Origin of the sequence: Bacteroides sp. 51, assembly GCF_010500965.1 — a bacterium.
Taxonomy (GTDB): domain Bacteria; phylum Bacteroidota; class Bacteroidia; order Bacteroidales; family Bacteroidaceae; genus Bacteroides.
Window position 1 is genome coordinate 126217 of record NZ_QVMI01000017.1, and the last position, 22514, is coordinate 148730.

The 22514-nt window shown below is 44.5% G+C and carries 16 protein-coding genes; 9 read left to right on the forward strand and 7 right to left on the reverse strand.

Annotation, left to right across the window (positions count from 1 at the left end; genetic code table 11):
• Positions 1-237: 237 nt before the first annotated feature.
• The 9 genes from D0T87_RS13900 (at position 238) to D0T87_RS13940 (ending at position 8718) form a co-directional block, all read left to right on the forward strand.
• Positions 238-618, forward strand: a complete 381-nt coding sequence (locus tag D0T87_RS13900) for a hypothetical protein (protein ID WP_163175738.1) — start codon at positions 238-240, stop codon at positions 616-618.
• A 231-nt stretch (positions 619-849) separates the two neighbouring features.
• Positions 850-1926 carry a tRNA 2-thiouridine(34) synthase MnmA gene (gene mnmA, locus D0T87_RS13905; RefSeq protein WP_163175739.1) on the forward strand — a complete coding sequence of 359 codons (1077 nt, stop codon included), beginning with the start codon at positions 850-852 and terminating at the stop codon, positions 1924-1926.
• Positions 1927-2006: 80 nt separating this feature from the next.
• Complete coding sequence (locus tag D0T87_RS13910) at positions 2007-3380, forward strand: S8 family serine peptidase (RefSeq protein WP_163175740.1); 1374 nt, start codon at positions 2007-2009, stop codon at positions 3378-3380.
• Between the two features lie 59 nt (positions 3381-3439).
• On the forward strand, positions 3440-4675 hold the full coding sequence (gene xseA, locus D0T87_RS13915; RefSeq protein ID WP_163175741.1) for an exodeoxyribonuclease VII large subunit: 1236 nt from the start codon (positions 3440-3442) through the stop codon (positions 4673-4675).
• A 12-nt stretch (positions 4676-4687) separates the two neighbouring features.
• On the forward strand, positions 4688-4891 hold the full coding sequence (xseB, locus tag D0T87_RS13920; protein WP_163175742.1) for an exodeoxyribonuclease VII small subunit: 204 nt from the start codon (positions 4688-4690) through the stop codon (positions 4889-4891).
• A gap of 48 nt (positions 4892-4939) precedes the next feature.
• The gene (locus tag D0T87_RS13925) at positions 4940-5959 is read left to right on the forward strand and encodes a branched-chain amino acid aminotransferase (RefSeq protein ID WP_163175743.1); all 1020 of its coding nucleotides are present in this window, start codon (positions 4940-4942) and stop codon (positions 5957-5959) included.
• Positions 5960-5965: 6 nt separating this feature from the next.
• Positions 5966-6772, forward strand: a complete 807-nt coding sequence (locus D0T87_RS13930) for an MBL fold metallo-hydrolase (protein WP_163175744.1) — start codon at positions 5966-5968, stop codon at positions 6770-6772.
• 3 nt (positions 6773-6775) lie between these two features.
• Positions 6776-7534, forward strand: a complete 759-nt coding sequence (gene trmB / locus D0T87_RS13935; protein ID WP_163175745.1) for a tRNA (guanosine(46)-N7)-methyltransferase TrmB — start codon at positions 6776-6778, stop codon at positions 7532-7534.
• A gap of 83 nt (positions 7535-7617) precedes the next feature.
• Positions 7618-8718 (forward strand): Mrp/NBP35 family ATP-binding protein, encoded by a 1101-nt coding sequence (locus tag D0T87_RS13940; RefSeq protein ID WP_163175746.1) that lies wholly within the window; start codon positions 7618-7620, stop codon positions 8716-8718.
• A 56-nt stretch (positions 8719-8774) separates the two neighbouring features.
• Here D0T87_RS13940 and D0T87_RS13945 read toward each other — a convergent pair whose 3' ends face one another.
• The 7 genes from D0T87_RS13945 to D0T87_RS13975 all read right to left on the reverse strand — a co-directional run bounded on the left by D0T87_RS13945 (position 8775) and on the right by D0T87_RS13975 (position 21984).
• Positions 8775-10844 (reverse strand): M56 family metallopeptidase, encoded by a 2070-nt coding sequence (locus D0T87_RS13945; RefSeq protein ID WP_163175747.1) that lies wholly within the window; start codon positions 10842-10844, stop codon positions 8775-8777.
• Positions 10845-10863: 19 nt separating this feature from the next.
• The gene (locus tag D0T87_RS13950) at positions 10864-11229 is read right to left on the reverse strand and encodes a BlaI/MecI/CopY family transcriptional regulator (protein ID WP_163175748.1); all 366 of its coding nucleotides are present in this window, start codon (positions 11227-11229) and stop codon (positions 10864-10866) included.
• A 212-nt stretch (positions 11230-11441) separates the two neighbouring features.
• On the reverse strand, positions 11442-14345 hold the full coding sequence (locus tag D0T87_RS13955; protein WP_163175749.1) for a discoidin domain-containing protein: 2904 nt from the start codon (positions 14343-14345) through the stop codon (positions 11442-11444).
• A 99-nt stretch (positions 14346-14444) separates the two neighbouring features.
• Positions 14445-15641 carry a DUF4998 domain-containing protein gene (locus D0T87_RS13960; protein WP_163175750.1) on the reverse strand — a complete coding sequence of 399 codons (1197 nt, stop codon included), beginning with the start codon at positions 15639-15641 and terminating at the stop codon, positions 14445-14447.
• A 16-nt stretch (positions 15642-15657) separates the two neighbouring features.
• On the reverse strand, positions 15658-16836 hold the full coding sequence (locus tag D0T87_RS13965) for a DUF4959 domain-containing protein (protein ID WP_239063666.1): 1179 nt from the start codon (positions 16834-16836) through the stop codon (positions 15658-15660).
• A gap of 20 nt (positions 16837-16856) precedes the next feature.
• Entirely contained in the window at positions 16857-18761 is a 1905-nt protein-coding gene (locus tag D0T87_RS13970) for a RagB/SusD family nutrient uptake outer membrane protein (RefSeq protein WP_163175752.1), read from the reverse strand.
• Between the two features lie 13 nt (positions 18762-18774).
• Entirely contained in the window at positions 18775-21984 is a 3210-nt protein-coding gene (locus D0T87_RS13975) for a TonB-dependent receptor (RefSeq protein WP_163175753.1), read from the reverse strand.
• Positions 21985-22514: the final 530 nt, after the last annotated feature.

Sequence of the window (22514 nt, forward strand, 5' to 3'; positions counted from 1 at the left end):
GATGGGCGGTTGAGGATAAAAGTTTGAGGATTTCTTAAAATAGAGATGAAGCCAATGATTCCTAAGTAAAAGAAGTTTGTGGAATCATTGGCTTTTGTCTTGTTTATGGGATATATTGTTGCCTTTTGCAAGGTATATTATCTGATTTTGTATGTAATTGATCTTTTTGTCTCATGTTTTTTTGTCTTAAAGATTTAAAGCGGTATTTTAGCATATTGAAAAGTTAATACATGATTTATGAAGAACATCTTTTTCTTTTTTATTATCCTGGTTATAGTGGTTTCTGTCTCTTCTTGTTCTCTTCAAAAAAAGGCTGTTTTATTACCCGAGTTGGAATATGTGGAGGCTATTATGTATGCACATCCGGATAGTGCACTTAAAGTTTTGGAGCAAATGAGGATGCCCAAATCATCGGATGAGTTAAATCATGCAACATGGTGTTTATTTCTGGCTCAGGCTAAGTATAAGAGTTATATTAAGCAACCTTCCGACTCGTTGATTAATATTTTACTTATAATGACCTTACTTATGTATGCTAATATGCATGTCCTGTTTTCCCAAATTTGCTCTATATATAGAGCATCCGCAAAAATTGTTCAAACCAAACGAGTTTTGTAATTCGAAACTTCCTATATTTGCAATCGCATAAGAAACAGTAAAAACACTACCTGATGTAAGTCTTTATGTAGGCATTTCGTTTCTTGTTAAAAATCTACGACTGATATACAGTCAGTTACTTCAAATAAGGGCTATCCATATAGCGGATAGACTTTTTTTCTTTGACTATATTTATAATAATCTGCCCGTAATCCCTTACATTTGTATCATTATCTTTTTAAGGTACATAAGATGAAAGAGAGAAATAAGCGTGTATTAGTTGGAATGAGTGGCGGAATAGACAGTTCGGCTACTTGCTTGATGCTGCAAGAGCAAGGTTATGAAATAGTTGGGGTAACTATGCGCGTTTGGGGAGATGAACCGAAAGACGCGAAGATACTTGCCGATCGCATGGGCATTGAACACCATGTGGCCGATGAACGTATAGAATTCAAAGACACCATCGTAAAATACTTTATAGACGAATATCGCGGGGGGCGCACTCCGAACCCTTGTGTGATGTGTAACCCATTGTTTAAGTTCCGTATGCTTATAGAATGGGCGGATAAGTTGAATTGCGGATGGGTGGCTACAGGGCATTATTCCCGTTTGGAAGAAAAAGAAGGGAATATTTATATCGTGGCAGGTGATGATGATAAGAAAGACCAATCGTACTTCCTTTGGAGACTTGGACAAGATGTGCTTCGCCGTTGTATATTCCCGTTGGGAAACTATACGAAAGTCAAAGTGCGTGAATACCTTCGCGAAAAAGGCTTTGAAGCGAAAGCCAACGAAGGCGAAAGTATGGAAGTATGTTTTATCAAAGGCGATTATAGAGACTTCCTGCGCGAACATTACCCGGCAATAGATGAAGAGATCGGATCGGGGTGGTTTGTAAACTCCGAAGGTGTAAAGTTAGGAGAGCATAAAGGCTATGCCTATTATACCATTGGGCAACGCAAGGGATTGGAAATAGCTTTAGGTAAGCCCGCATACGTATTAAGAATAAACCCACAAAAGAATACAGTAATGTTAGGTGATGCTGATCAACTAAAAGCAACAGATATGTTGGTCGAAGAACCCAATATCATTAATGAACAGGAGCTTTTCTCCTGTGAACAGCTGTCTGTCCGTATTCGCTATAGAAGTAAGCCTGTACCTTGCGAAATTAAGAAACTAGATGATGGTCGTTTACTCGTTCATTTCAAGGAAGAGGCGTCGGCTATCACTCCCGGGCAATCTGCTGTTTTTTATGATGGAAACCGTGTGTTGGGAGGTGCGTTTATTGCTTCTCAACGGGGAATGGGAATGTATTTAGTTGACAGTTAACAGTTAACAGTTGACAGTTAACAGTTGATAGTTGACAGTTTCCATGCGGGATGTTTTTTTGTAGTGATAAAATATAAGAAATGAAGAAATCGTTATTAATCATTCTAGTCGTTATTACAGTTCAGGTCTCGGCTAAACAGGATACCTTAAAATATCGTATCAGTTTGAAAGATAAGGCTGAAACAACATATTCACTGGATCGGCCGGAGGAATTTCTGTCCGGGAAAGCTATTGCCCGACGTATCCGTCAGGGATTGGCGATAGATTCAACCGATTTACCTGTTTGTGAAACCTATGTGAAGGCTATTCGGAATAAAAAAGTCAAAGTTGTGGTTAAAGGAAAATGGGACAACTTTGTCACCATATCCTGCAATGATAGCACACAGATGGACCGGATAGCTCAACTTCCTTTCGTGAAGTCGGTTGAGAAAGTATGGACTGCTCCGGACAAAGAGAAGAAAAAGAAAGATATAAAAAGAGATTCCCTGGTTCATAAGCCATATCAGTTGGAAAATCCCTATGGGCTTGCCTATACACAACTGTGCCTAAGTGGAGGCGATCGTTTACATGAAGCCGGATTTCGGGGAGAGGGGATAACCATTGCCATTATGGATGCCGGTTTTCATAATGTCGACTGTATTGCGGCTTTTGATAGTACCCGGATCTTGGGTGTTAAAGATTTTGTAGGAAATACTAAGAGTATATACATGGAGAGTGATCACGGCTTGAAAGTACTCTCATGTATGGGTGCTAATTGGCCTTATGCTCTGATAGGAACGGCTCCTAAAGCCTCGTATTGGCTTTTACGTACAGAAGATGAATACTCGGAACACCTTGTCGAACAAGACTATTGGGCGGCCGCCATTGAATATGCGGATAGCGTTGGGGTAGATGTAGTAAACACTTCTTTGGGCTACAATACTTTTGATGATAAATCTAAAGATTACCGTCTCAGAGATCTGGATGGAGAATATTCTTTGATGTCCCGTCAGGCCTCTCGTGTTGCCGATAAGGGTATGGTATTGTTGTGTAGCGCAGGCAATGCCGGACAAGGTTCCTGGAAAAAGATCACACCTCCGGGTGATGCCAGGAATATAATAACGGTTGGTGCTATTACCGAAAGCAAAAAGCTGGCTCCATTTTCTTCTGTCGGGAATACGGCAGATGATCGTATAAAACCCGATGTGATGGCCATAGGTATGTTTACCCGGGTGATAGGAACGAATGGACAACCTGCTACTGCAAACGGAACTTCTTTTGCAACTCCTGTAATGTGTGGAATGGTGGCTTGTTTATGGCAGGCCCGGCCAGAGTTGACTGCAAAGCAAATTATCACCTTAGTGCGCCAGTCTGGTGACCGTGCTGATTTTCCGGATAATATCTTTGGATATGGAGTACCTGACTTATGGAAAGCGTATCAAACAGAAGGTGAGATAACAGAATCAGTCGATTAATATAATCGGTTTGTAGTTTCAATCGTCTAATCGTAAATTGTCAAATAGTAAATATCTTTATGGAAGGAATTTCCCTTTTTGAATTAAATTCTTTAGTAAAGAGAAGCATAACTCAATGTTTGCCCGATGAATATTGGGTACAGGCCGAGATAAGCGATGTTCGTTCCAACACCACAGGGCATTGTTATCTGGAGTTTATTCAGAAAGATCCCAGAGGGAATAGTTTGGTTGCTAAAGCTCGTGGAACCATTTGGGCGAATGTTTTTCGATTATTGAAACCCTATTTTGAAGAGTCTACCGGACAAGCCTTTGTTTCCGGTATAAAAGTTTTGGTTAAGGTTACTGTAGAATTCCACGAACTATATGGGTATAGTCTGACCGTACAGGATATTGACCCGACCTATACAGTCGGCGATATGATACGTCGACGGAATGAAATACTTAAACAATTGCAGGAAGAAGGTGTGTTGACGCTAAATAAAGAATTGGATCTGCCTTTACTTCCTCAGCGGATTGCCGTAATTTCTTCGGCTACAGCAGCGGGGTATGGTGATTTTAAACATCAGTTGAACCGTAATTCCGCAGGATATTATTTCTACACAGAGCTTTTTTCTGCCATCATGCAGGGAAATCAGGTGGAGGAGTCTGTTCTTAATGCATTAGATGCCATTCTGGAACGTCAGGACGACTTTGATGCTGTAGTCATTATTCGTGGCGGAGGGGCAACATCCGATTTATCCGGTTTTGATACTTATTTATTGGCTGCTGCTTGCGCTCAGTTTCCTTTGCCGGTCATAACCGGCATTGGTCATGAACGTGATGATACCGTGTTAGACTCAGTATCCCATACACGAGTAAAAACTCCGACCGCAGCAGCTGAGTTTTTGATTGGTCAGATGGATCGTGCAGCAGAACAATTAGAAATGTTGGCCGAACAGTTACGTGAGAGTGTTTTATGGCGATTGACTCAGGAGAAACAGCGTATGTCCGCTCTTCGTAACCGCATCCCTACGCTAACACTTAAACGATTGAATGATGCACGTATGGAGTTGCTTGGCTTAAAGAATGACTTGAAACAAACCACAATACTTTTATTGTCTAAGCAAAAACATAAATTGGAATTACTTCAGCAACGCATTGCGGATGCCTCTCCGGAGAAGCTACTACAGAGAGGATATAGTATTACATTGAAAAATGGTAAAGCGGTTACAGATGCTTCGCAGGTAGATACCGGCGATACGCTGATTACCCGGTTGGCAAAAGGAGAGGTTGTAAGTACGGTCTCTCCTAAATAGCATATAAAGATTATGAAAAAAGAAACCTATTCACAAGCAATCGAACGATTAGAGAAAATCGTTCGTCAGATTGATAACAATGAGTTGGAAATTGATGCGTTGAGCGAGAAGATTAAAGAAGCCAATGATATCATTGCTTTTTGTTCGGCAAAGCTCACTAAAGCCGATGCGGAAGTTGAAAAATTATTGAAAGAAAAGCAACAATCTGAGGAATAAAGCGTATTTTTGCTTTTCGTAAAAGCGAAACTATAAATAGATGTCGATATGAAGGAAATAGATTGGTCAAATCTGTCGTTTGGCTATATGCCGACAGATTACAACGTGAGAATCAATTATCGCAATGGCGAGTGGGGACTACTGGAAACAAGTAGCAGTGAATATATCAATATGCATATGGCAGCCACTTGCTTGCATTATGGACAAGAATCATTCGAGGGGCTGAAAGCCTTCCGTGGTAAAGATGGTAAGATCCGGGTTTTCCGTATGCGTGAGAATGCAAAACGTATGCAACTCTCCTGCGAAGGAATAATGATGGCAAAGTTGCCTGTTGAACGGTTTGAAGAAGCTGTCCTGGAAGCGGTGAAGTTGAACGAACGTTTTGTACCACCTTATGAAAGCGGTGCATCTCTTTATATCCGTCCGCTATTGATTGGAATGGGAGCACAGGTAGGGGTGAAACCTGCTACAGAATACATGTTTATTGTATTTGTTACTCCCGTAGGACCTTATTTCAAAGCAGGTTTCAAGCCAACTCCTTATGCTATTCTCAGACACTATGACCGCGTAGCTCCATTGGGTACGGGCCGTTTCAAAATCGGAGGTAACTATGCCGCTAGCCTGGCAGCAGGAGAAGAAGCCCACAGATTAGGCTATTCGGCTGTGTTGTATCTGGATGCAAAAGAAAAGAAATATCTTGATGAATGTGGACCAGCCAACTTCTTTGGCATCCGTGGTAACTCTTATATAACTCCTAAGTCAGACTCTATCTTGCCATCCATCACCAATAATAGTTTGATGACTTTGGCAGAAGATTTGGGTATGACGGTAGAATGTCGTCCTGTAACAGTCGACGAACTGGCTACATTTGATGAGGCAGGTGCTTGTGGTACTGCCGCAGTTATCAGTCCGGTAGAACGGGTGGACGATCTGGACGAGAAGAAATCATATATACTCAGCAAAGACGGCGAAGCCGGACCGGTATGTACAAAACTGTATAATAAGTTGAGAGCTATTCAATATGGCGATGAACCGGATACACATGGCTGGGTGACAATCGTAGAATAATCCGGAATGAATTTTAAAATAACAACCCTCGTAGAAAACACTGTTTACGGCAAGGGATTGCAGGGAGAGCATGGGCTTTCCCTGTTTGTCGAAACACCCGAACATAAAGTTCTTTTTGATACGGGAGCTTCGGATCTTTTTATCCGTAACGCACGTTTAATGCATATTGATCTGAGCGAAGCAGATTATCTGGTGCTCTCTCATGGACATCGTGACCATACCGGCGGTTTGCACCATTTTATGGAAATCAATAAAACAGCTCCGATCATTTGTAAGCGTGAAGCATTTGTACGAAAGTTTAAGAATGACCGCGAAAACGGTATTCATCACTCGGAAAACCTGGATAAGTCCCGTTTCCGTTTTATAACTGAGCAAACTGAGATTGTGCCTGGAGTACATGTATTTCCTGATATTAAGATTGTCGACAAGCATGACACTCATTTTGAGCAATTCTATATTGAAGAGGAGAGCGGAATAGTGACTGATACGTTTGAGGATGAGTTATGTGTAGCTCTGAAAAGCGAAAAAGCAATGTCGGTAATAAGTGCCTGCTCGCATCGGGGAATTACCAATATGGTGCGTGCTGTACAGGAAGTCTTTCCAAGCATTCCTTTGCAGATTGTACTGGGTGGATTTCATATCCACGAAACAACAGCAGAGAAGTTTAATGTGATCTCCGGATTTTTCGGGCGCAACTTGCCTAAACGTTTGGGCGTTTGCCATTGTACGGGAGTGGAGAAATATGCGATGTTCCGCCATCAGTTTAACGATCGGGTATATTATAACTATACCGGCTGGATAGAAAAGATTTAATCAATGGGAAAGAATAAACTACAGAAGTTTGCCGATATGGCAAGTTACCCTCATGTATTTGAATATCCGTATTCTGTAGCGGATAATGTTCCGTTTAAGATGAAAGGTAAATGGAATAAGGACTTCTTTAAAAATGATAACCCGATTGTATTGGAATTGGGTTGTGGGAGAGGGGAATATACCGTCGGTCTCGGTAAGATGTTTCCGGATAAGAACTTTATTGCCGTAGATATTAAAGGTGCGCGCATGTGGAGCGGTGCAACCGATTCATTGGAGGCAGGCATGAAGAATGTAGCTTTTCTCCGTACCAATATTGAGATCATTGATCGCTTCTTTGCCGAAAATGAAGTGAGTGAAATATGGTTGACCTTTTCCGATCCGCAAATGAAGAAAGCAACTAAGCGGCTTACTTCTACCTATTTTATGGAACGTTACCGTCGTTTCCTGAAATCGGATGGAATTATTCATGTAAAAACGGATAGTAATTTTATGTTTACCTATACCAAATACATGACAGAAGAAAACCAGCTTCCTGTAGAATTCATAACCGAGGATTTGTATAATTCAGGTTGGGTTGATAATATCTTAGGAATCAAAACCTACTACGAACAACAATGGTTGGATCGAGGTTTAAACATAAAATACATCAAGTTCCTTTTACCACAAGGTATGGAACTTAAGGAACCGGATGTGGAAATTGAACTCGATCCATACCGTAGTTATAATCGCAGTAAACGTAGCGGACTTAAAACAGCTAAATAAATTATAAATTTTGAATTTTGAATTATTGGCTGTTATAAAGGGTATTTAATTCAAAACTCAAAATTCATCATTCAAAATTAATTATGACTTTATACCCCAAACTTATACTCAACGCACTTGAAACCGTACGTTACCCCGGTACCGGAAAGAATCTGGTCGAAGCCGGTATGGTAGATGATAATATGCGTATTGACGGAATGAAGGTTTCTTTCTCTTTGGTTTTTGAGAAACCAACCGATCCGTTTATCAAATCCGTAGTTAAAGCAGCAGAAACAGCTATTCTTACTTATGTAGACCGCAATGTGGAAGTTGACATATCCGTAAAATCTAAACAAGCCCCCCGTCCGGAGGTTGGCAAGCTGTTGCCACAGGTGAAGAATATTATTGGCATATCTTCCGGTAAAGGTGGTGTTGGTAAATCTACGGTTGCTGCCAATCTTGCGGTTGCTTTAGCAAAGATGGGGCATAAGGTGGGACTACTTGATGCCGATGTTTTTGGGCCTTCTATGCCTAAAATGTTTCAGGTAGAAGATGCCCGGCCCCATGCGGAACAAATGGACGGACGCGACATGATCATCCCCGTAGAGAAATATGGAGTAAAGCTATTATCTATCGGTTTTTTTGTAGATCCCGATCAAGCTACGCTTTGGCGTGGTGGTATGGCTAGCAATGCTCTGAAACAATTAATCGGTGATGCACTTTGGGGAGATCTGGATTACTTCCTGATAGACCTTCCTCCCGGTACAAGCGATATCCACCTGACTATTGTACAAACCCTGGCCATGACGGGTGCTGTTGTGGTGAGTACGCCACAAGAAGTTGCTTTGGCCGATGCCCGTAAGGGGATTAACATGTTTACCAATGATAAAGTAAATGTTCCTATTCTGGGATTGGTAGAAAATATGTCCTGGTTCACTCCCGCGGAACTTCCTGAAAATAAGTATTATATCTTTGGAAAAGACGGGGCAAAGAAGTTGGCCGAAGAAATGAATGTTCCTCTGCTTGGTCAGATTCCTTTGGTGCAAAGTATTCGTGAAGGTGGAGACGAGGGTAAGCCGGTCGTCTTAGATGAAGACTCAATCACGGGACAGGCATTTATGAGACTGGCCGAAAATGTGGTTCATCAGGTGGATCATCGGAATGAGAATATGGACCCGACAAAGATTGTGGAGATTCATAAATAACAAATAAGAACCCCGGGAGTAGTTATTTCTGACCTCCCGGGAGTTTCTTTATTACTTTATTCGATTCTGAACATAATAGGCACCGTGTACTTTGTAGATACATCTTCACCTTTAATTTTTCCAGGTTTCCATTTAGGCATATTATTAATAATTCTAAGTGCTTCCTGATCGAGTGAAGGATCTACATTGCGTACGATTCGGGGATATTTTATATCTCCCTCTTTATCAACAACAAATTGTACAATTACTCTGCCTTGTATGCTCTTTTCTTTAGCATTAGCCGGATATTGCATTTCCTTTGTGATGTAATCCATTAGTGCTCTGGCGCCACCCGGAAATTCGGGCATATTATCAGCTAAGCCGTATACTGTTTCTCCATTGATCTTACTTTCTTCGTAATCAGTAATTTTAGATGGAGTAAATTGAGGAGAGTTGGCGCTTTGTCCCAGATTGAACATGATTGGAATCGTATATTTTACGTTCACAGCTTTTCCGCGTTGCATACCTGGTTTCCATTTAGGCATTAGGGTTATAACGCGCATAGCCTCTTCGTCTATTTCCGGGCTTACATTACGAATAATTGTTGGATTCTTGATATCTCCCGTTTCACTTACTACAAATTGTATAATAACACGTCCTTGTGTTTTGCTATCTTGTGCTGCTTTAGGATATTTGATATTTGCCGAAAGGAATTCCATCAGAGCCTTGTTTCCACCCGGGAATTCAGGCATCTGCTCTACGATCTCAAAGATGACATCTTCACCAGGACCTTTAACTTCTTCAGGAATGAAAGCCGGTACTTGGGCCATTACAATGACCATATTTTGCCGATCTTCCTTTTTACTATCACTTGTGACTGTTTGTGCCATTACAACATTCTCGCTAGTTCTGTACAACAAAGAAAATGTGGCTTGATCTTTCCATTCAAAAGAAAATTCACCTTTCTCGTTTGTAACAGTTAGTGGAGTCGTTGTGTTTGCCATAACAATCTGCACACCTTTTAAGGGTTTGTTATTTGTATTAATTACAGTTCCCTTATACAGGTACTTTTTTTCTTGTTGTATAGCGGCCGGTGGCGCAGGCGGTTCGGATGCTGTACGTGTTGCTGCGATGTAATTGTCCTGCTGAGTGGACGCAGTGAGTGGTTCTTGCACAGGTATATTACTTTCCTGTGTCTCTATTATAGCCGAACTGTTTTCGGGTTGGATCACATGGTCAATAAGTTTTTCTGTGCTACGCGCTATAGCTTCAATATTGCTTACAATAAGCAATAATGCGGCCAGGGGGAGGAAGATCAGGTACTTTGTTCTTCCTATCTGTTTGGTTCTTTTTTTATTCATCATTCTAATGCGAATTTTGAGTGGTAAAACATTGAAACTATTATAAAGAGTAGCTACTGACTTTTGATGTGCCAATCCCAACAAATGGTATTGGTATGTTTTGCAGTCATGACCCGTTTCCAGGACCTTATGATCTGCCATAAATTCAAGATTATTGCGTATTTCCCGCTTCATTAACCATACGAATGGGTTAAACCAACAAAGAATACATAGAAGTTCACTAAGAAGGACATCTATGGAATGCCATTGTGAGGCATGGGTTTGCTCGTGGGTGAGTATCTCCTCCAACTCCTGTTCCGTGTGTGAATCGGGGTGTACAAAGATCCATTTGAAAAAAGAGAAAGGTCCTTGATGTTTATCCAATAAATGGACTTTTGTGTTTTGTAATATAGTGGTTGGCGTGCGAAACCCTATCCTGATGATTCCTAAAAGCTGAACCAGGAAACGGATGATAAACAATCCGGCAATTCCCCAATATATATACTTCAAAGAGGAGATTATAAGGTATTTCCAGTCGGCTTGGGAGGCTTCATCCGAAAAATCAATGTTGATCTCCGGCAGTATTACGGTTGAATAAATATCAGCCATGGCCACTATTGGCTCTTGTTCTTTGATCCATTCCTGAATATTCAGGAGTGGATATAATATAGAGATACCGAAGAAGCATAATAATGCTGTGCGTCTCCATTTAAAGAATGTGTCTTTATAAAAGAATAACCTGTAGAAAGCATAAAAGAGCGCAATGGCTACATTTACTTTCAGGAAATAGGCTAATTCGGGGTTCATGGTATGGGTGTTTTTCTGGTTACTCTTTTTTGCCTTTTTCAATCATATCAATGATTTCTTTTAATTCGTCTGTGGATATTTTCCGGTCTTTGGCGAAGAAAGAAACCATTTCCTTGTATGAGTTCTCAAAGTAGTTGCGTACTACGCCGCTCATAAATGTGCGTTTATATTCGCTTTCTTTAATGGCGGGGGCATATTGATAAGTATTGCCTACACGTTCGGCCAGAACATAACCTTTCCTTTCCAGATTCTTAACGATGGATGCCACTGTAGTGTATGGCGGAGCAGGTTTAGCGAATTTGGCTACAATGTCTTTTACGAAGCAGCTATTCAACTCCCAAATATAGATCATCACTTCTTCTTCTTGTATCGTTAACTTTTCCATATAGCTATTTGAATTACGATTATATCACAAATCTACGAAAGTTTCGTAGTAATGCAAGGATGTTAGAGTTAAAGATTCTAAAAGTGAGTAATCCACAGGGCTTTAAATATATATCCCCCCAGTTAAGGCATTGAATGCCGACTGGGGGGATATGTATTTAAGCCCTGTGAGCTAGCTTTAGGATATTTGAAAAACCTGGCTGTAGCGCCTCGCTACCGATTATATGGTCTTACTTCCAATTTGTATGATCCTCCTTGTAACAAAGCCTCGTCGAATGCGATGGATATTTTTTTGCTTTCGCCCGACATCAAGGTAAAATAGTTCTCGTTGATGATGGCTGGTAATATCCTTTCGCCATCTGTTGTGCGAATAGCTTGTACATGTACGGCAAAAGCAACGCTTTTAGCTGATTTGGGTTGGGTAATGACGGCTTGTATCTCAGCTTTTCCATCTTTTTTGAGGAGTTGTGAGGTTACCTTCAGGTTTGCTTTGGGCAGAGCGTTCAGTGCGGTGAAGTCTATCCGGTTGGTGCCACGCCAGTACATGTTTTCACTGATGGTCTTTCCGGTATGGTCTTTCAAACGGAGTTTAATGAAATGCACATCGGTTAGTTCTTTATTGTGTTCCATGCCGCCATATACTTTAAAGTCCCAGAGCGAGTATCCCCAGCCGGTTCCGCGTTCCATTCCCTGCATGCGCACGTACCGGGCTTTGATATCATCGAAGTAGATTTTCTGTATACCTACTCTTCCATAGGTTACGGTAGATACGTCTTTCCAGGATTGTGCATCGTCCGATACTTGTATTTTGTACTTTTTGCCATAGGCTTTCTCCCAGTTGAGGCCTACACCGAAGATGTTTTCCTGTTTCTGTAAGTCGATGTATATCCATTCATTGTTATTCGAGTGACTGCTCCAGCGACTGTTCAGGTTGTTGTCGGTCACTTCTTCCGGTCTTCCGGTGTCGGATGAAGAGGCTGTGGCCGGTTTACCGAGCGCAATATTTTGGGCTTTCTCATAGAATGGGATATAAAAACAATGCGTGGCAGTATTGGAGTACGACTGTATGGTGGCCGATTGCCGAAAAGCGGTTACCTCCGAACCATCTGAATTGTAAACAGATGCTTCGGCCGTAAGTTCTTCCATATCCTTGGCGGTGGAATTGATTACTTTGATGGAGTTGGTGGCAGGATTCCATTGAATATGCATGGGTTCACAGGACTTTTTTACCCCCCAGTATGCACCGGTCAGGTCATAATAATAGTCGTATGTTTGCCATACCATCGAAGGATAGGCCGACTGGCTCATCCAGGTCATGATGCCCGAAGCATCTTCCCACATATTGTCCAGCCAGCCCTCGTACATGGCCTGGTTGGTTTCAATGTTGAGTAGTTGCGCTTTGCGGCAGTAATCTTCTATACTTTCGGGTGTTCCGTAGCGTCCGGCTATGCTTTCGTCGTACTTATCGGGTGTGGCGTTGAATGCCCATTGGCCGAAGAAGTGTTGGTTCCACATCTCGTTGCGCGGCCATAGTTTGTCTTTGGGCATGAATTTGATGAGGCTTTCGTAGTTTACGAATACTGCCGTGCCGATTTCTGTTCTCAGTCCCCAGGTAGCATTGTCGAGTGTCATGCTCTTAGGATAGGGGGTGAAGTACCACCTGGGATCGAAGTTGCCCCATACACCGCTACCGGAGAGGCTCTCGGCATTCGAGATGGGTTGGTAATACCGATCGTTGCCGTCGAATGTGGCGATGTTTTCCTTTAGCCAGTTCTTGAGAGGCGCTACGGGATATCCTTCGTTGTTTCCGCACCATACGGCTACGCAGGGGTGATTGCGTATTCTCAGAATCTTTTCAATGGCATTCCGGTTGAAGCAATGAATGTCCGATGGAAGGTTTGGATTGGCATTGAGCCAGAAGTCGTCCCAAACCAGGATACCGTATTTATCACATGCTTCGTAGAACTCATCGTCGGTTGTGGAGCCTAGCCAGTTGCGGATGATGTTGAAGTTCATCTCTTTGTGCAATTGGACTTTGGTATCGTATTCGTTTCCGCGGCATCTCAAGAGATATTCAGACATGCCCCAGTTTCCGCCTTTGAGGAATACGCGTTTACCGTTGATGGAGACATGGAGTACATCGCCTTCGGTGTCGTAGGTGTATTTCCTGATTCCGAATTTGATTTGTTGTGTTTCGGATACCTTGCCGTCTACTTCCAGGGTGATGTCGCACACATAGAGGTGGGGTTCGCCGTATCCGTTTGGCCACCATAGTCGTGGGTTGTTAATGATTAGCTCGTGGAGTGCGGATTTATCGAAGTTATATTCGGTGGTGCGGCCAGGGTTGGCATTTACTCTTTGGGAGAATTCGATGTTGCCCGGCTGTATCTTTACTTTTAATGTTCCTTCTTTATGGGATTGGGTGGGGTTCTTTATTCCGAAGGATAGTGACAGTTCGGCTCGGGCATTGGTAGGCAGGTCGGTTCTGATCCATGGATCTTCGATCAACAATCCTCCGGTGTTGCTTAGAAACACTTTATCGGTGATACCAGAGTTTAGTCCCGGAACGTATGGCATCCAATCCCATCCGCCACTGGAAATGTAGGTAGGGGTTCCGTAGTTGTTCAGTGGGTGTTCGGGGATTTCGACACGTACGGTGAGTATGTTCTTTTCGTTGCGGCGGGCAATGTCGGTGATGTCGAATTTACCTCTTTGCATGAATCCGTCGAGTATTCCGAGCGACTTTCCGTTGAGTGTGATTTCGCCTCTGCGGTTTATTCCCCTGAAGTTCAGCCAGATCTTTTCTTGGGTAAAGTCTGTGGGGATATCGAATTGGCAGCGGTACATGAATGGACAGTCGTACTTTGCTTTGTCTACCTGGTAGATGTTGTCGCCGAAGTTCGGGTCTTTTTCCAGTCCGGCTTCCACGTAAGAGACGAATACGGTTCCGGGTACAACGGCGTCGATCCATTGTTCCTGGTGTTGGGGCGTTACTTGCCAGGTCACCCCGGGGTTGGAGCTTTCCAGTGATTGTATCCGGTGCTGGGCTAGCATTCCGGCTGGTAATAACAGGAGCGCTGCGAGTGGCAGGGAGTATTTTTTTATGTTTATCTGCATTTAGATTGATGTTATTTGGTTCTTTATTATTAGTAATGCGCTTTGCGACATGAGGGCAGACACAAGGCCTGCCCCTACACAAAAGTGGTGAAAGTTTTGTTATTCTGCAAGTATCATCAGTTTCACCGAATTGATGTGCATCCAGGTGGATGATCCGAAGCTGACTGCCCAACCGATGGTAACGGTTTTCGGCTGATCGAGTTCAAACTCCATGCTGTGCGTGCCTCCCATGAAATCTTTATTCCAAACGTGCGAGGCAATGGCTTCGCCGGTATTTCCGATGTCGGGCAGCGTATTGCCGGTGGCCACCATGAAGTTTCCTGTGAAGTTGTCCGATCCGCCGCCATCGCTGTAGAACTCGATGGAATAATGACCCGCAGGTAGTGATATGGTTTGATAAATCTTACCGTTGGTTACGCCATCGCCGCCCCAGTCTTTGGATTCGAAATGTATTACGCCTCCCGAGTCGGTAGACCATCCGCCGGCCGTATCGCCATTCTGGTTAATGATGTTAGGCGTGTACTGCCAGTCTTTGATGACTCCCCATTTGCCCGTGCCATCGTCCGACCTGGCAAACGGATTCCCGGGATTCTTGATCAGGCGAGTGATATCTTCGTTTACACCTATATATAAAGGAGCTACTTTGAAGGTATCAATAGATAGTTCATCGGGCAGGTAGTAGGCTTGCATACTGAACTCACTCATGCTTTTGAAGTTTTCCAGTATGGTCTTTTTCTCCGATGTCGGTACTTTTATGGTATGTGCCCGGTCGTTGGAATCCGTATAATCTACCTTGACGAAAGGTGATGTTTCATCTCCGTTGTACCACTCAATGACTACGTTGTCGCCTACTTTTTCGGCGCTTTTGATTGGGCGGTTGTAGAGCGTTTGCCTGTACGTGTCTCCATAGGATACACCCGTAGTGACAACCGGAATAGAGGAGTTGCCTTCGCCATCATACGAAATCACTTCGAAGTAATACCTTCCTTCGGGCAGTGCGATAGGCTTTTCTATAATATCTACGCCCGATGTTCTTTGTACATCGATAACCAGTGAGTCTTTCCGGTTGTTCCAGTAGATGTTCACTTTAGTGATCTTCGGATCAGAGGTAAGCATACCGTAGAATACTACGCGCTCGTCACCCGACAGGAATATAGCTGGGTCTACTTTGCCGGTATATAGCCTTGGCTTACCCTCTGTATATTTCAGATAATCGTCCATGTCCGAGCAAGATGCGGCACCAAACAGGTACACGAATACCATGACCGGAAGTACTGATTGTATAAATTGTTTCATGATTCTTTCCTTTCTGTTATTTATCATTACCCCATAAAGTTACTTCACTGATCACCATATTGGTGTTTCCGGACCAGTTGTTCAGGCAGCGGATACGGATATAACGCACCTTAGGCATATCACTCGGAATATCCGCGTCATCGCCCTGGCGGGCTACACGGCGGTCGTCTTCGGTGAGTAGTCCTACAGGTAGTCCGGATGGTTTTATATTCTCAATGGTCACCAGCTTGGTCCAGCCGTCAAAGCTTCCCGACGGATCGAATGTTTCGCATCCCCAGATTTCGTATAGCCTTGGGCTTACGTCATTGAACATGTGCTTATCATCTGCGGTTGGTTGCAGATTAAAGCGGCTCAACTGTGCTGTGACACCCATATCGAAGGATACGTATTTGGGCTCTCCCGAAGCAATGTTACCGGTATGAGCGGCTTCGCCGTCGTTCACGCCATCCCACATGTATTCCAGGCTTCCGCCCCAGTTGGTGGCGGGGGCGTCGCCAGGCAGGATGAGGGCTTTGAATTTCGTCTTATCGAGCATGATTTCATAGATTGGGGTAACTTCTGCGTAAACCGTGTCGGACAGGTTCTCCCATTTATCGCGAACAACGACAGCGAACTTCCGGGGTTCGGACTCATATCCTCTGACAAAGAACTTAGCTGTGTTAAGCGCTGTGTAGAAGGTTTCGGCTGTAGTCATCTCTCCGTCTTCATTAGCGGTGGAGACCATGATGGCTAAGTCCGCTCTGGCTTCATTATTGATAACAATATTGATTCCTCCAAAGTCGGGGTTGATTTCCAATTGTCCGGCGGTAAGGATCACCTGCGGGGTGAGGGGTTTGATCTTTGTTTCAACCGCTACCGACTTATTTTCGCTCCGGTCTACAGCATAGAGTTGAATGGTGTATTCGTCTGTGTCGCCGAATCCTTCTACCCGTATAGAGTTGGTATAGTAAGAAGAGCGGGCGTTTACCACCTGTCCTTTCTTATTGGTATAGCTAGCCAGTACATACAGCAGGTCTTCGTTGGTAGGTAGGCTGTAGTGAATCAATGCAGCACCTGACAAGTTTTCGACTGTTACATTGTACACCGGTTCGGGTGCACTTTTGTCTTTTTCCATAGGCGAGTTAACATCGTCCGAGCAACTGCCCATGACAAATATATGCAGTACGCCTACTATAAATGCAATGTATTTTTTCATATTCATTTCGTTTTTCAGGTTTACCACCCAGGGTTTTGTACTAGATTTGTATTTAAGAGCAGCGTATACTTCTTTATTGGGAACAGGTAGTCGCGTGGGGCAACAAACTCCTGGCTAAAGAGCATCTTGGGTCTGTAGTATGCTTCGGGTATTTCCTGATCAATATCCCAACCGTACACTTTCTTATTCATCACCTTGTCGGCCTCTTTCCAGCGGCGGATGTCCCAGAAACGTTGGCCTTCGAACATCAGTTCGATGGTTCTTTCCTGATGTATAATCTCGCGCAGGCCGTCGGCAGATGCAAACTTGTTGGGTTTGGTAGAGAATTGCGTCCATGACTCTTTTACTCCTTTTAGTCCGGCTCTTTCTCTTACCTTGTCTAGCCATACAATGGCTTCGTCCTGTTTACCGGTTTCGTTGAGGGCTTCGGCATACATCAGATAAAGATCGGACAGGCGGAATTCCGGCCAAGGGTATTCCTCGTATGTACTGCTGTTGTCGGATAGAACGTATTTCCAGTTGACCAGTTTCTTGGTCCAGTATCCGGTTACGGTATAGTTATAGGTACCCAGTTTGGCTTGTGGTTGCCCTACGCGTGCTTTAACGGTCCAGGCATTGTCGTCGCTACGGTTGTTTTCCATAAACCATAACGATCCGTCGAACGCCAGGTTGGCGTAGAACCGCGGCTCTCTACCGAAGTGGATGTTGGCTGTGGCGTATCCCTCTACCAGTTTGAAGCGATTTTCATGATTCGGAACGCTGATATCATACCTGCCGCTGTAGTTCCATATCTTATCTTCGTTCATGGGCACCCCATTCTCGGTATAGTACTGATCGGTAATGTGCAGTGTAGGATTCATCAAATCGCGTGCCGCCCACATGTTAAGCAAATACTGCGGGTCGACACGTGCCATACAATCAACTTGTAATTCGTTGACCCGGCGTCCGGACAATCCCCAGATCAGTTCACTGTTCCATTTTTCGCTGAAGCTGTTGCGGATGCTCATCTGTAGTTTGATATCATCGCTCAGAGGCAGGTAGGATGTGAAAGTGTATAGCTTCATGAAGTTCTCTTCGCAGGATTCGATGGCGGCTTTGCATATTGACGCTGCTTTCTCCCATTTAGTGACATCGTAAACGGAGTTGAACAGGTGTTCGCCGTCTTTATCCACAAAGTCGGCATAGTCGGGGTTACCATTGAATAGCGGACTGGCTGCGGTAAGCCATAGTTTGGCTTTAAGCATCAAGGCTGCGGGTTTGGTAACGCGTCCCAGTTCTTCTACACGGTTGGTAATGTCTTGTGGGAGTTCGGTGATTGCCTCATCCAACAGGTCGGAGATGTATTGCACCGCTTCGTCCACCGGACTTCTTTTCAGGCGTACTTCATCGGGTGAGGAGTAAACCGGCAGGTTTTTATCGGCAATAACGATCGGACCGTACATACGGAACAGTTGGAAGTGGTAGTAGGCTTTCAGGAACTTGACTTCGCTGATCCATCTGAGGCGCATGCTGATACTCAGGTCCTGCACTTTGGTGCGGTCTTCGACGTATTCGAGGAAGATGTTACAGTCTCTGATGGCTTTGTAGTACGACTTGCCACCATTGCTTCCGTCCCAGCAGTTCATATACGGGTCGTTGGCGTTCTGATTTCCACGGGCAATCTGCCAGGGGGTATGACTGTTTCCGGGGTAGAATACCCACACTTCGTCGGCTCCCATGAGGCCGGTGTTTCCCCATCCGGTGTTGTTGTCGGGCAGATAGGAGTAGCATGTAAAGAGATATTTCTCGGCTTCATTCCGGTTGGTGAAGGAATTGTCGAGCGTGGCTATATTGTCCGGCACCACGTCCAGATAGTCGGTGCATGAGCTAAACAGGCCACCGAGTGACCATAGCATGGTTAGTATGATGGTATATATCTTTTTCATTTATATCGGGTATTTAGAAGTTGATTTGAAATCCCAGGTTAACGACGCGCTGAATGGGATAACCCAGTCCGTTGCCTCCCATTTCCACATCCCAGAGGTCGAATCCGCTGAACATCAAGAGGTTGTTTCCACTGGCGTACAGGCGTAGCGATTCAACACGTAGTTTCCTCAGTAGTTTTTCGGGGACTTTATATCCTACTTCTACGGTTTTTAGTCGTAGGAATGCTCCGTTGCGCATGAACCAGGAGTTTCTTACGCCTGTATTGTTTTTCACGAGTGTCGGACTGAGTCGTGGCCACAGGGCGTAGATGTCGCGGTTGTCTTCCGACCAATGGTCGTCGGCATAGGCTCTGATCAGTGGCACATCGTTTTGGAACGGAGATGTTTTGTCACCATCAATCCAGAATGATGATCGTGCCGAACCCTGAAAGAAGGTGGAGAAGTCGAAACGATTGTTGCCTATGGAGAAACCGAATCCGTACACAATTTCCGGAACGGTAGGGTGACCCAGCGGTACCATATCGTCGTCGGTAATCTGTCCGTCGCCGTTCGTATCGTAGTATTTAATATCCCCCGGACCGTACTCTCCGTAGTTTTGCCGGGGCGAGTTGAGTACGTCGTACTCATCAATAAACAGTCTTTCGGCGATGAGTCCGTATTCTTGTTTGAGCGACTGGCCGATGTGCAGGCGGTATTTCTCATTATATGCCGGTTCTTCGTACTTCACGAATTCGCTGTGTGCATAGGTAAAGTTTCCGCGGGCTTGTATCCAGTATCCGTTTTTGAACATCTTGTTGTAGTCTATCGAGAAGTCTACGCCCGATGCTTTGGCCTCGCCTACGTTGGCCCGTACGGTAGAGGATAGTCCCATGGATGGCGGTATGGAGGTTCTGTCCATCAGGATGTTTTTCCGTCTCTCGGTGAAGAAATCGAACTGGATATCAAATTCGTTGAACAGGCCGAGTTCGAAACCATAATTGGCTTTATAGGATTTCTCCCAACTGATGGTGCGGTTGTCGTACCGGTTGATGGTTACACCGTCTCGACCGTATCCGAAGTTCTCGCCAAACTGGTATCCTTTCCATTCGTCGTTCATATTCATGTCCGAGAGGTAGAAGAAGCGGTCGTTTTCATCGCCGATGGCATCGTTACCCACGAGTCCGTAGGTGGCTTTAAGCTTGAATTTGGATACCACGCGGCTGAGAGGTTCAAAGAATTTCTCGTTCGAAACGATCCAACCCACACCGACGGCGGGGAAGAAACCGTAACGTTTGGATTTGTAGAAACGTTCCGAACCGTTGTAACCGAAGTTAAACTCGGCCAGGTAACGACCGTCGTAAGCATAAGTGAAACGACCGGACAGACCTTGGTTGCGGTAGGGAAGGGATTTCTGCAAGGTGCCTTTGTTGGCGTAGATTTGTTCGCGGCGTTGGAAGACGAGCATACCGCTTACATCGTTCATGCCAAATACCCTGTTGTATGACAAAGCCGCCTCGATATATACGGTAGAATTGATGTCTTTGTCCTTGCCTTCGCTATAGTCCAGATACTCCGTCGGGTTGCCGTCTTCGTTGAGCAACATAATGGTGTATTCGTCTTGTTTCTTATCGTACGATCGCACTCCATAATAATAAGGGTTGTACTTGCGCTCGACATCGAAGTAGGAATAGCGCGATGTATTGAACATAGCACGGAAGTTCAGTCCCTTGGTGATGAAATTCAGGTCTTGTTTTACTTCGGCTTGTGCATCGAGTTGTGATTTGGAGTAGTCCATATACCCTCTCACCATTTCGGCGTACGGGTTAATGTAATCGGCGCTCTTCCCACCTGCCGAGCGGCTGGCGTTACCAAACAGAATGTGTTTCGTATCGGGCTGTATGGACGAGGGGTAGTAGGCCGGGAACTGTACCGGATTGGCGACCATGATTCTTCTGTACATGGCTTCCCCGCCGCTGATGCGGTTGCCCCAATCATCGTATCCGCCAAGAGGACCACGATAGTCATCGAAACTACCGGACAGACGTATGGAGGCTTTCGTGGTTTTGGTTAGTTCGAGGTTGATGTTGGACCGGATTTGGTAGGTTTGCAGGTTGATGTTGTTGTTGAAATTGTTCTTGTTATCTACCTTCAGGTTACCTCCGTCGCGGCTATAGCTTGCTGCGATATAGTAGCGTCCGATACCTCCACCCCCGCTGAGGTTCATGTTTACGCGTTGACTGTTGGCTACGTCTTTGATGAGTAGTTTTCTCCAATCGTTTGCCGGATAAACGTATGGGTTCTTGCCGGCAACGGTGTTGTCGATCTTTTCGTACGAGTAGGGTAGTGGCCGGTCGGGGTTGCGGGTAAGCGTGGCTTCGTTGGCCATTCGCATGAACGTTATCGGGTCGGCCAGTTTGATGTCCTGGGTGTTTCCGGAGAAGGAGTTTTCAAACCGGACGGATACTTTGATTGGTCCTTCATGCCCTTCTTTGGTCGATACCTGAATTACACCGTTGGCTCCGCGCGCACCGTAGAGCGCCGTGGCGGTGGCATCTTTAAGGATAGAGAAGGCGGAGATATCGTCGGGTTGCAGGCGCGACAGTTCGGTGGTGGTAGACTCTGCCCCGTCGATAAGAATGAGTGGATCTTTCTTGTATCCGAATGTCGTTACCCCACGGATAAAGAAGTCGGCATTGTCCTTGCCCGGCTCACCGCTGCGTTGGTAGGCAATCACCCCGGACATACGTCCGGCCAATGCCGTGGTGAGGTTACTGGAAGGGACTTTCAGCGACTTTGGGTTGACGGTTTGTATGGAGCTGATCATACTTTCCTTCTTTTGTGTACCGAAGGCTACGACAACCACTTCGTCGAGTGCTTTGGCATCTTCCTGCAATACCACGTCAATGACGGTTTGGAGGTTTACGGCTACTTCTGCCGGTTGCATCCCCATAAACGAGTAAACCAGCGTGGCATCTGTGGGTACATTGTTCAGTGTGTAGTTACCATCGGCGTTGGTGATGGTGGCGTTGGTAGTTCCTTTTACTACGACCGTGGCGCCGGGCACGGGGTCGTTGTAACTGTCTTTCACGGTACCTTTTACGGTGAGGCGTTGTTGATGTTGGTCTTTGACTTCGGGCGTATGATCACCCTCGAAGGCCAACGCTCTTCCTGCGCACAGGGTCAGGAGAATGAAAAGGCCGACTTTGAGAAAAGACCGGGTCTTCACATAGTGTGTTTTCGTCATAAGATTAAAAAGTTAAATTAGTATTTGATTTAATAAGTTGATTAACAAATTCTCATAACATTAAATCTAGGGTCAAAATTATGGCTTATGGGGACTGTGCTGTGAGTGATTCTTCTGCAAAAAATGAAAAAATTGCTGCATTTGCATCGTTTGAGGGTAATACAGTGCGCATATTTTATATTTTGCAGCATTTTTGTCATAAAGTACCGTTACCCCATTTTAAGAATGCTGTACTGTTTTTCTTTCGATTGTTATGGTTCTTCTTTCAAATGCAAGTACTATAATTTTGTTTAGATGTACATCTAAATGTAATTGACATGTACATCTAAAATAAGTTGACACCTAGGTGTAAATACGATGAAGAAAGCACTGTTTGAGAAAGATGAAGTAATTTGTTTCAGGTTTCTCTTACGTTGTTTTAAAAAGATGCAAGTATGCTGTAGGGGCAGGCCGGCGGGTATAAAAAAGAAAAGGCACCCGCTCTATCACAGAGCAGAGTGCCCGGATTTCTCTTTGAGTTTCTTAATCTG

Coding starts and splice junctions, on each gene's coding strand:
- xseA (WP_163175741.1), top strand. CDS start 3,440: ATGGAAGGAATTTCCCTTTTTGAATTAAATTCTTTAGTAAAGAGAAGC.
- D0T87_RS13955 (WP_163175749.1), bottom strand. CDS start 14,345: ATGCAGATAAACATAAAAAAATACTCCCTGCCACTCGCAGCGCTCCTG.
- D0T87_RS13970 (WP_163175752.1), bottom strand. CDS start 18,761: ATGAAAAAGATATATACCATCATACTAACCATGCTATGGTCACTCGGT.
- xseB (WP_163175742.1), top strand. CDS start 4,688: ATGAAAAAAGAAACCTATTCACAAGCAATCGAACGATTAGAGAAAATC.
- D0T87_RS13900 (WP_163175738.1), top strand. CDS start 238: ATGAAGAACATCTTTTTCTTTTTTATTATCCTGGTTATAGTGGTTTCT.
- D0T87_RS13965 (WP_239063666.1), bottom strand. CDS start 16,836: ATGAAAAAATACATTGCATTTATAGTAGGCGTACTGCATATATTTGTC.
- D0T87_RS13940 (WP_163175746.1), top strand. CDS start 7,618: ATGACTTTATACCCCAAACTTATACTCAACGCACTTGAAACCGTACGT.
- D0T87_RS13925 (WP_163175743.1), top strand. CDS start 4,940: ATGAAGGAAATAGATTGGTCAAATCTGTCGTTTGGCTATATGCCGACA.
- D0T87_RS13950 (WP_163175748.1), bottom strand. CDS start 11,229: ATGGAAAAGTTAACGATACAAGAAGAAGAAGTGATGATCTATATTTGG.
- mnmA (WP_163175739.1), top strand. CDS start 850: ATGAAAGAGAGAAATAAGCGTGTATTAGTTGGAATGAGTGGCGGAATA.
- D0T87_RS13945 (WP_163175747.1), bottom strand. CDS start 10,844: ATGAACCCCGAATTAGCCTATTTCCTGAAAGTAAATGTAGCCATTGCG.
- D0T87_RS13910 (WP_163175740.1), top strand. CDS start 2,007: ATGAAGAAATCGTTATTAATCATTCTAGTCGTTATTACAGTTCAGGTC.
- D0T87_RS13975 (WP_163175753.1), bottom strand. CDS start 21,984: ATGACGAAAACACACTATGTGAAGACCCGGTCTTTTCTCAAAGTCGGC.
- D0T87_RS13960 (WP_163175750.1), bottom strand. CDS start 15,641: ATGAAACAATTTATACAATCAGTACTTCCGGTCATGGTATTCGTGTAC.
- D0T87_RS13930 (WP_163175744.1), top strand. CDS start 5,966: ATGAATTTTAAAATAACAACCCTCGTAGAAAACACTGTTTACGGCAAG.
- trmB (WP_163175745.1), top strand. CDS start 6,776: ATGGGAAAGAATAAACTACAGAAGTTTGCCGATATGGCAAGTTACCCT.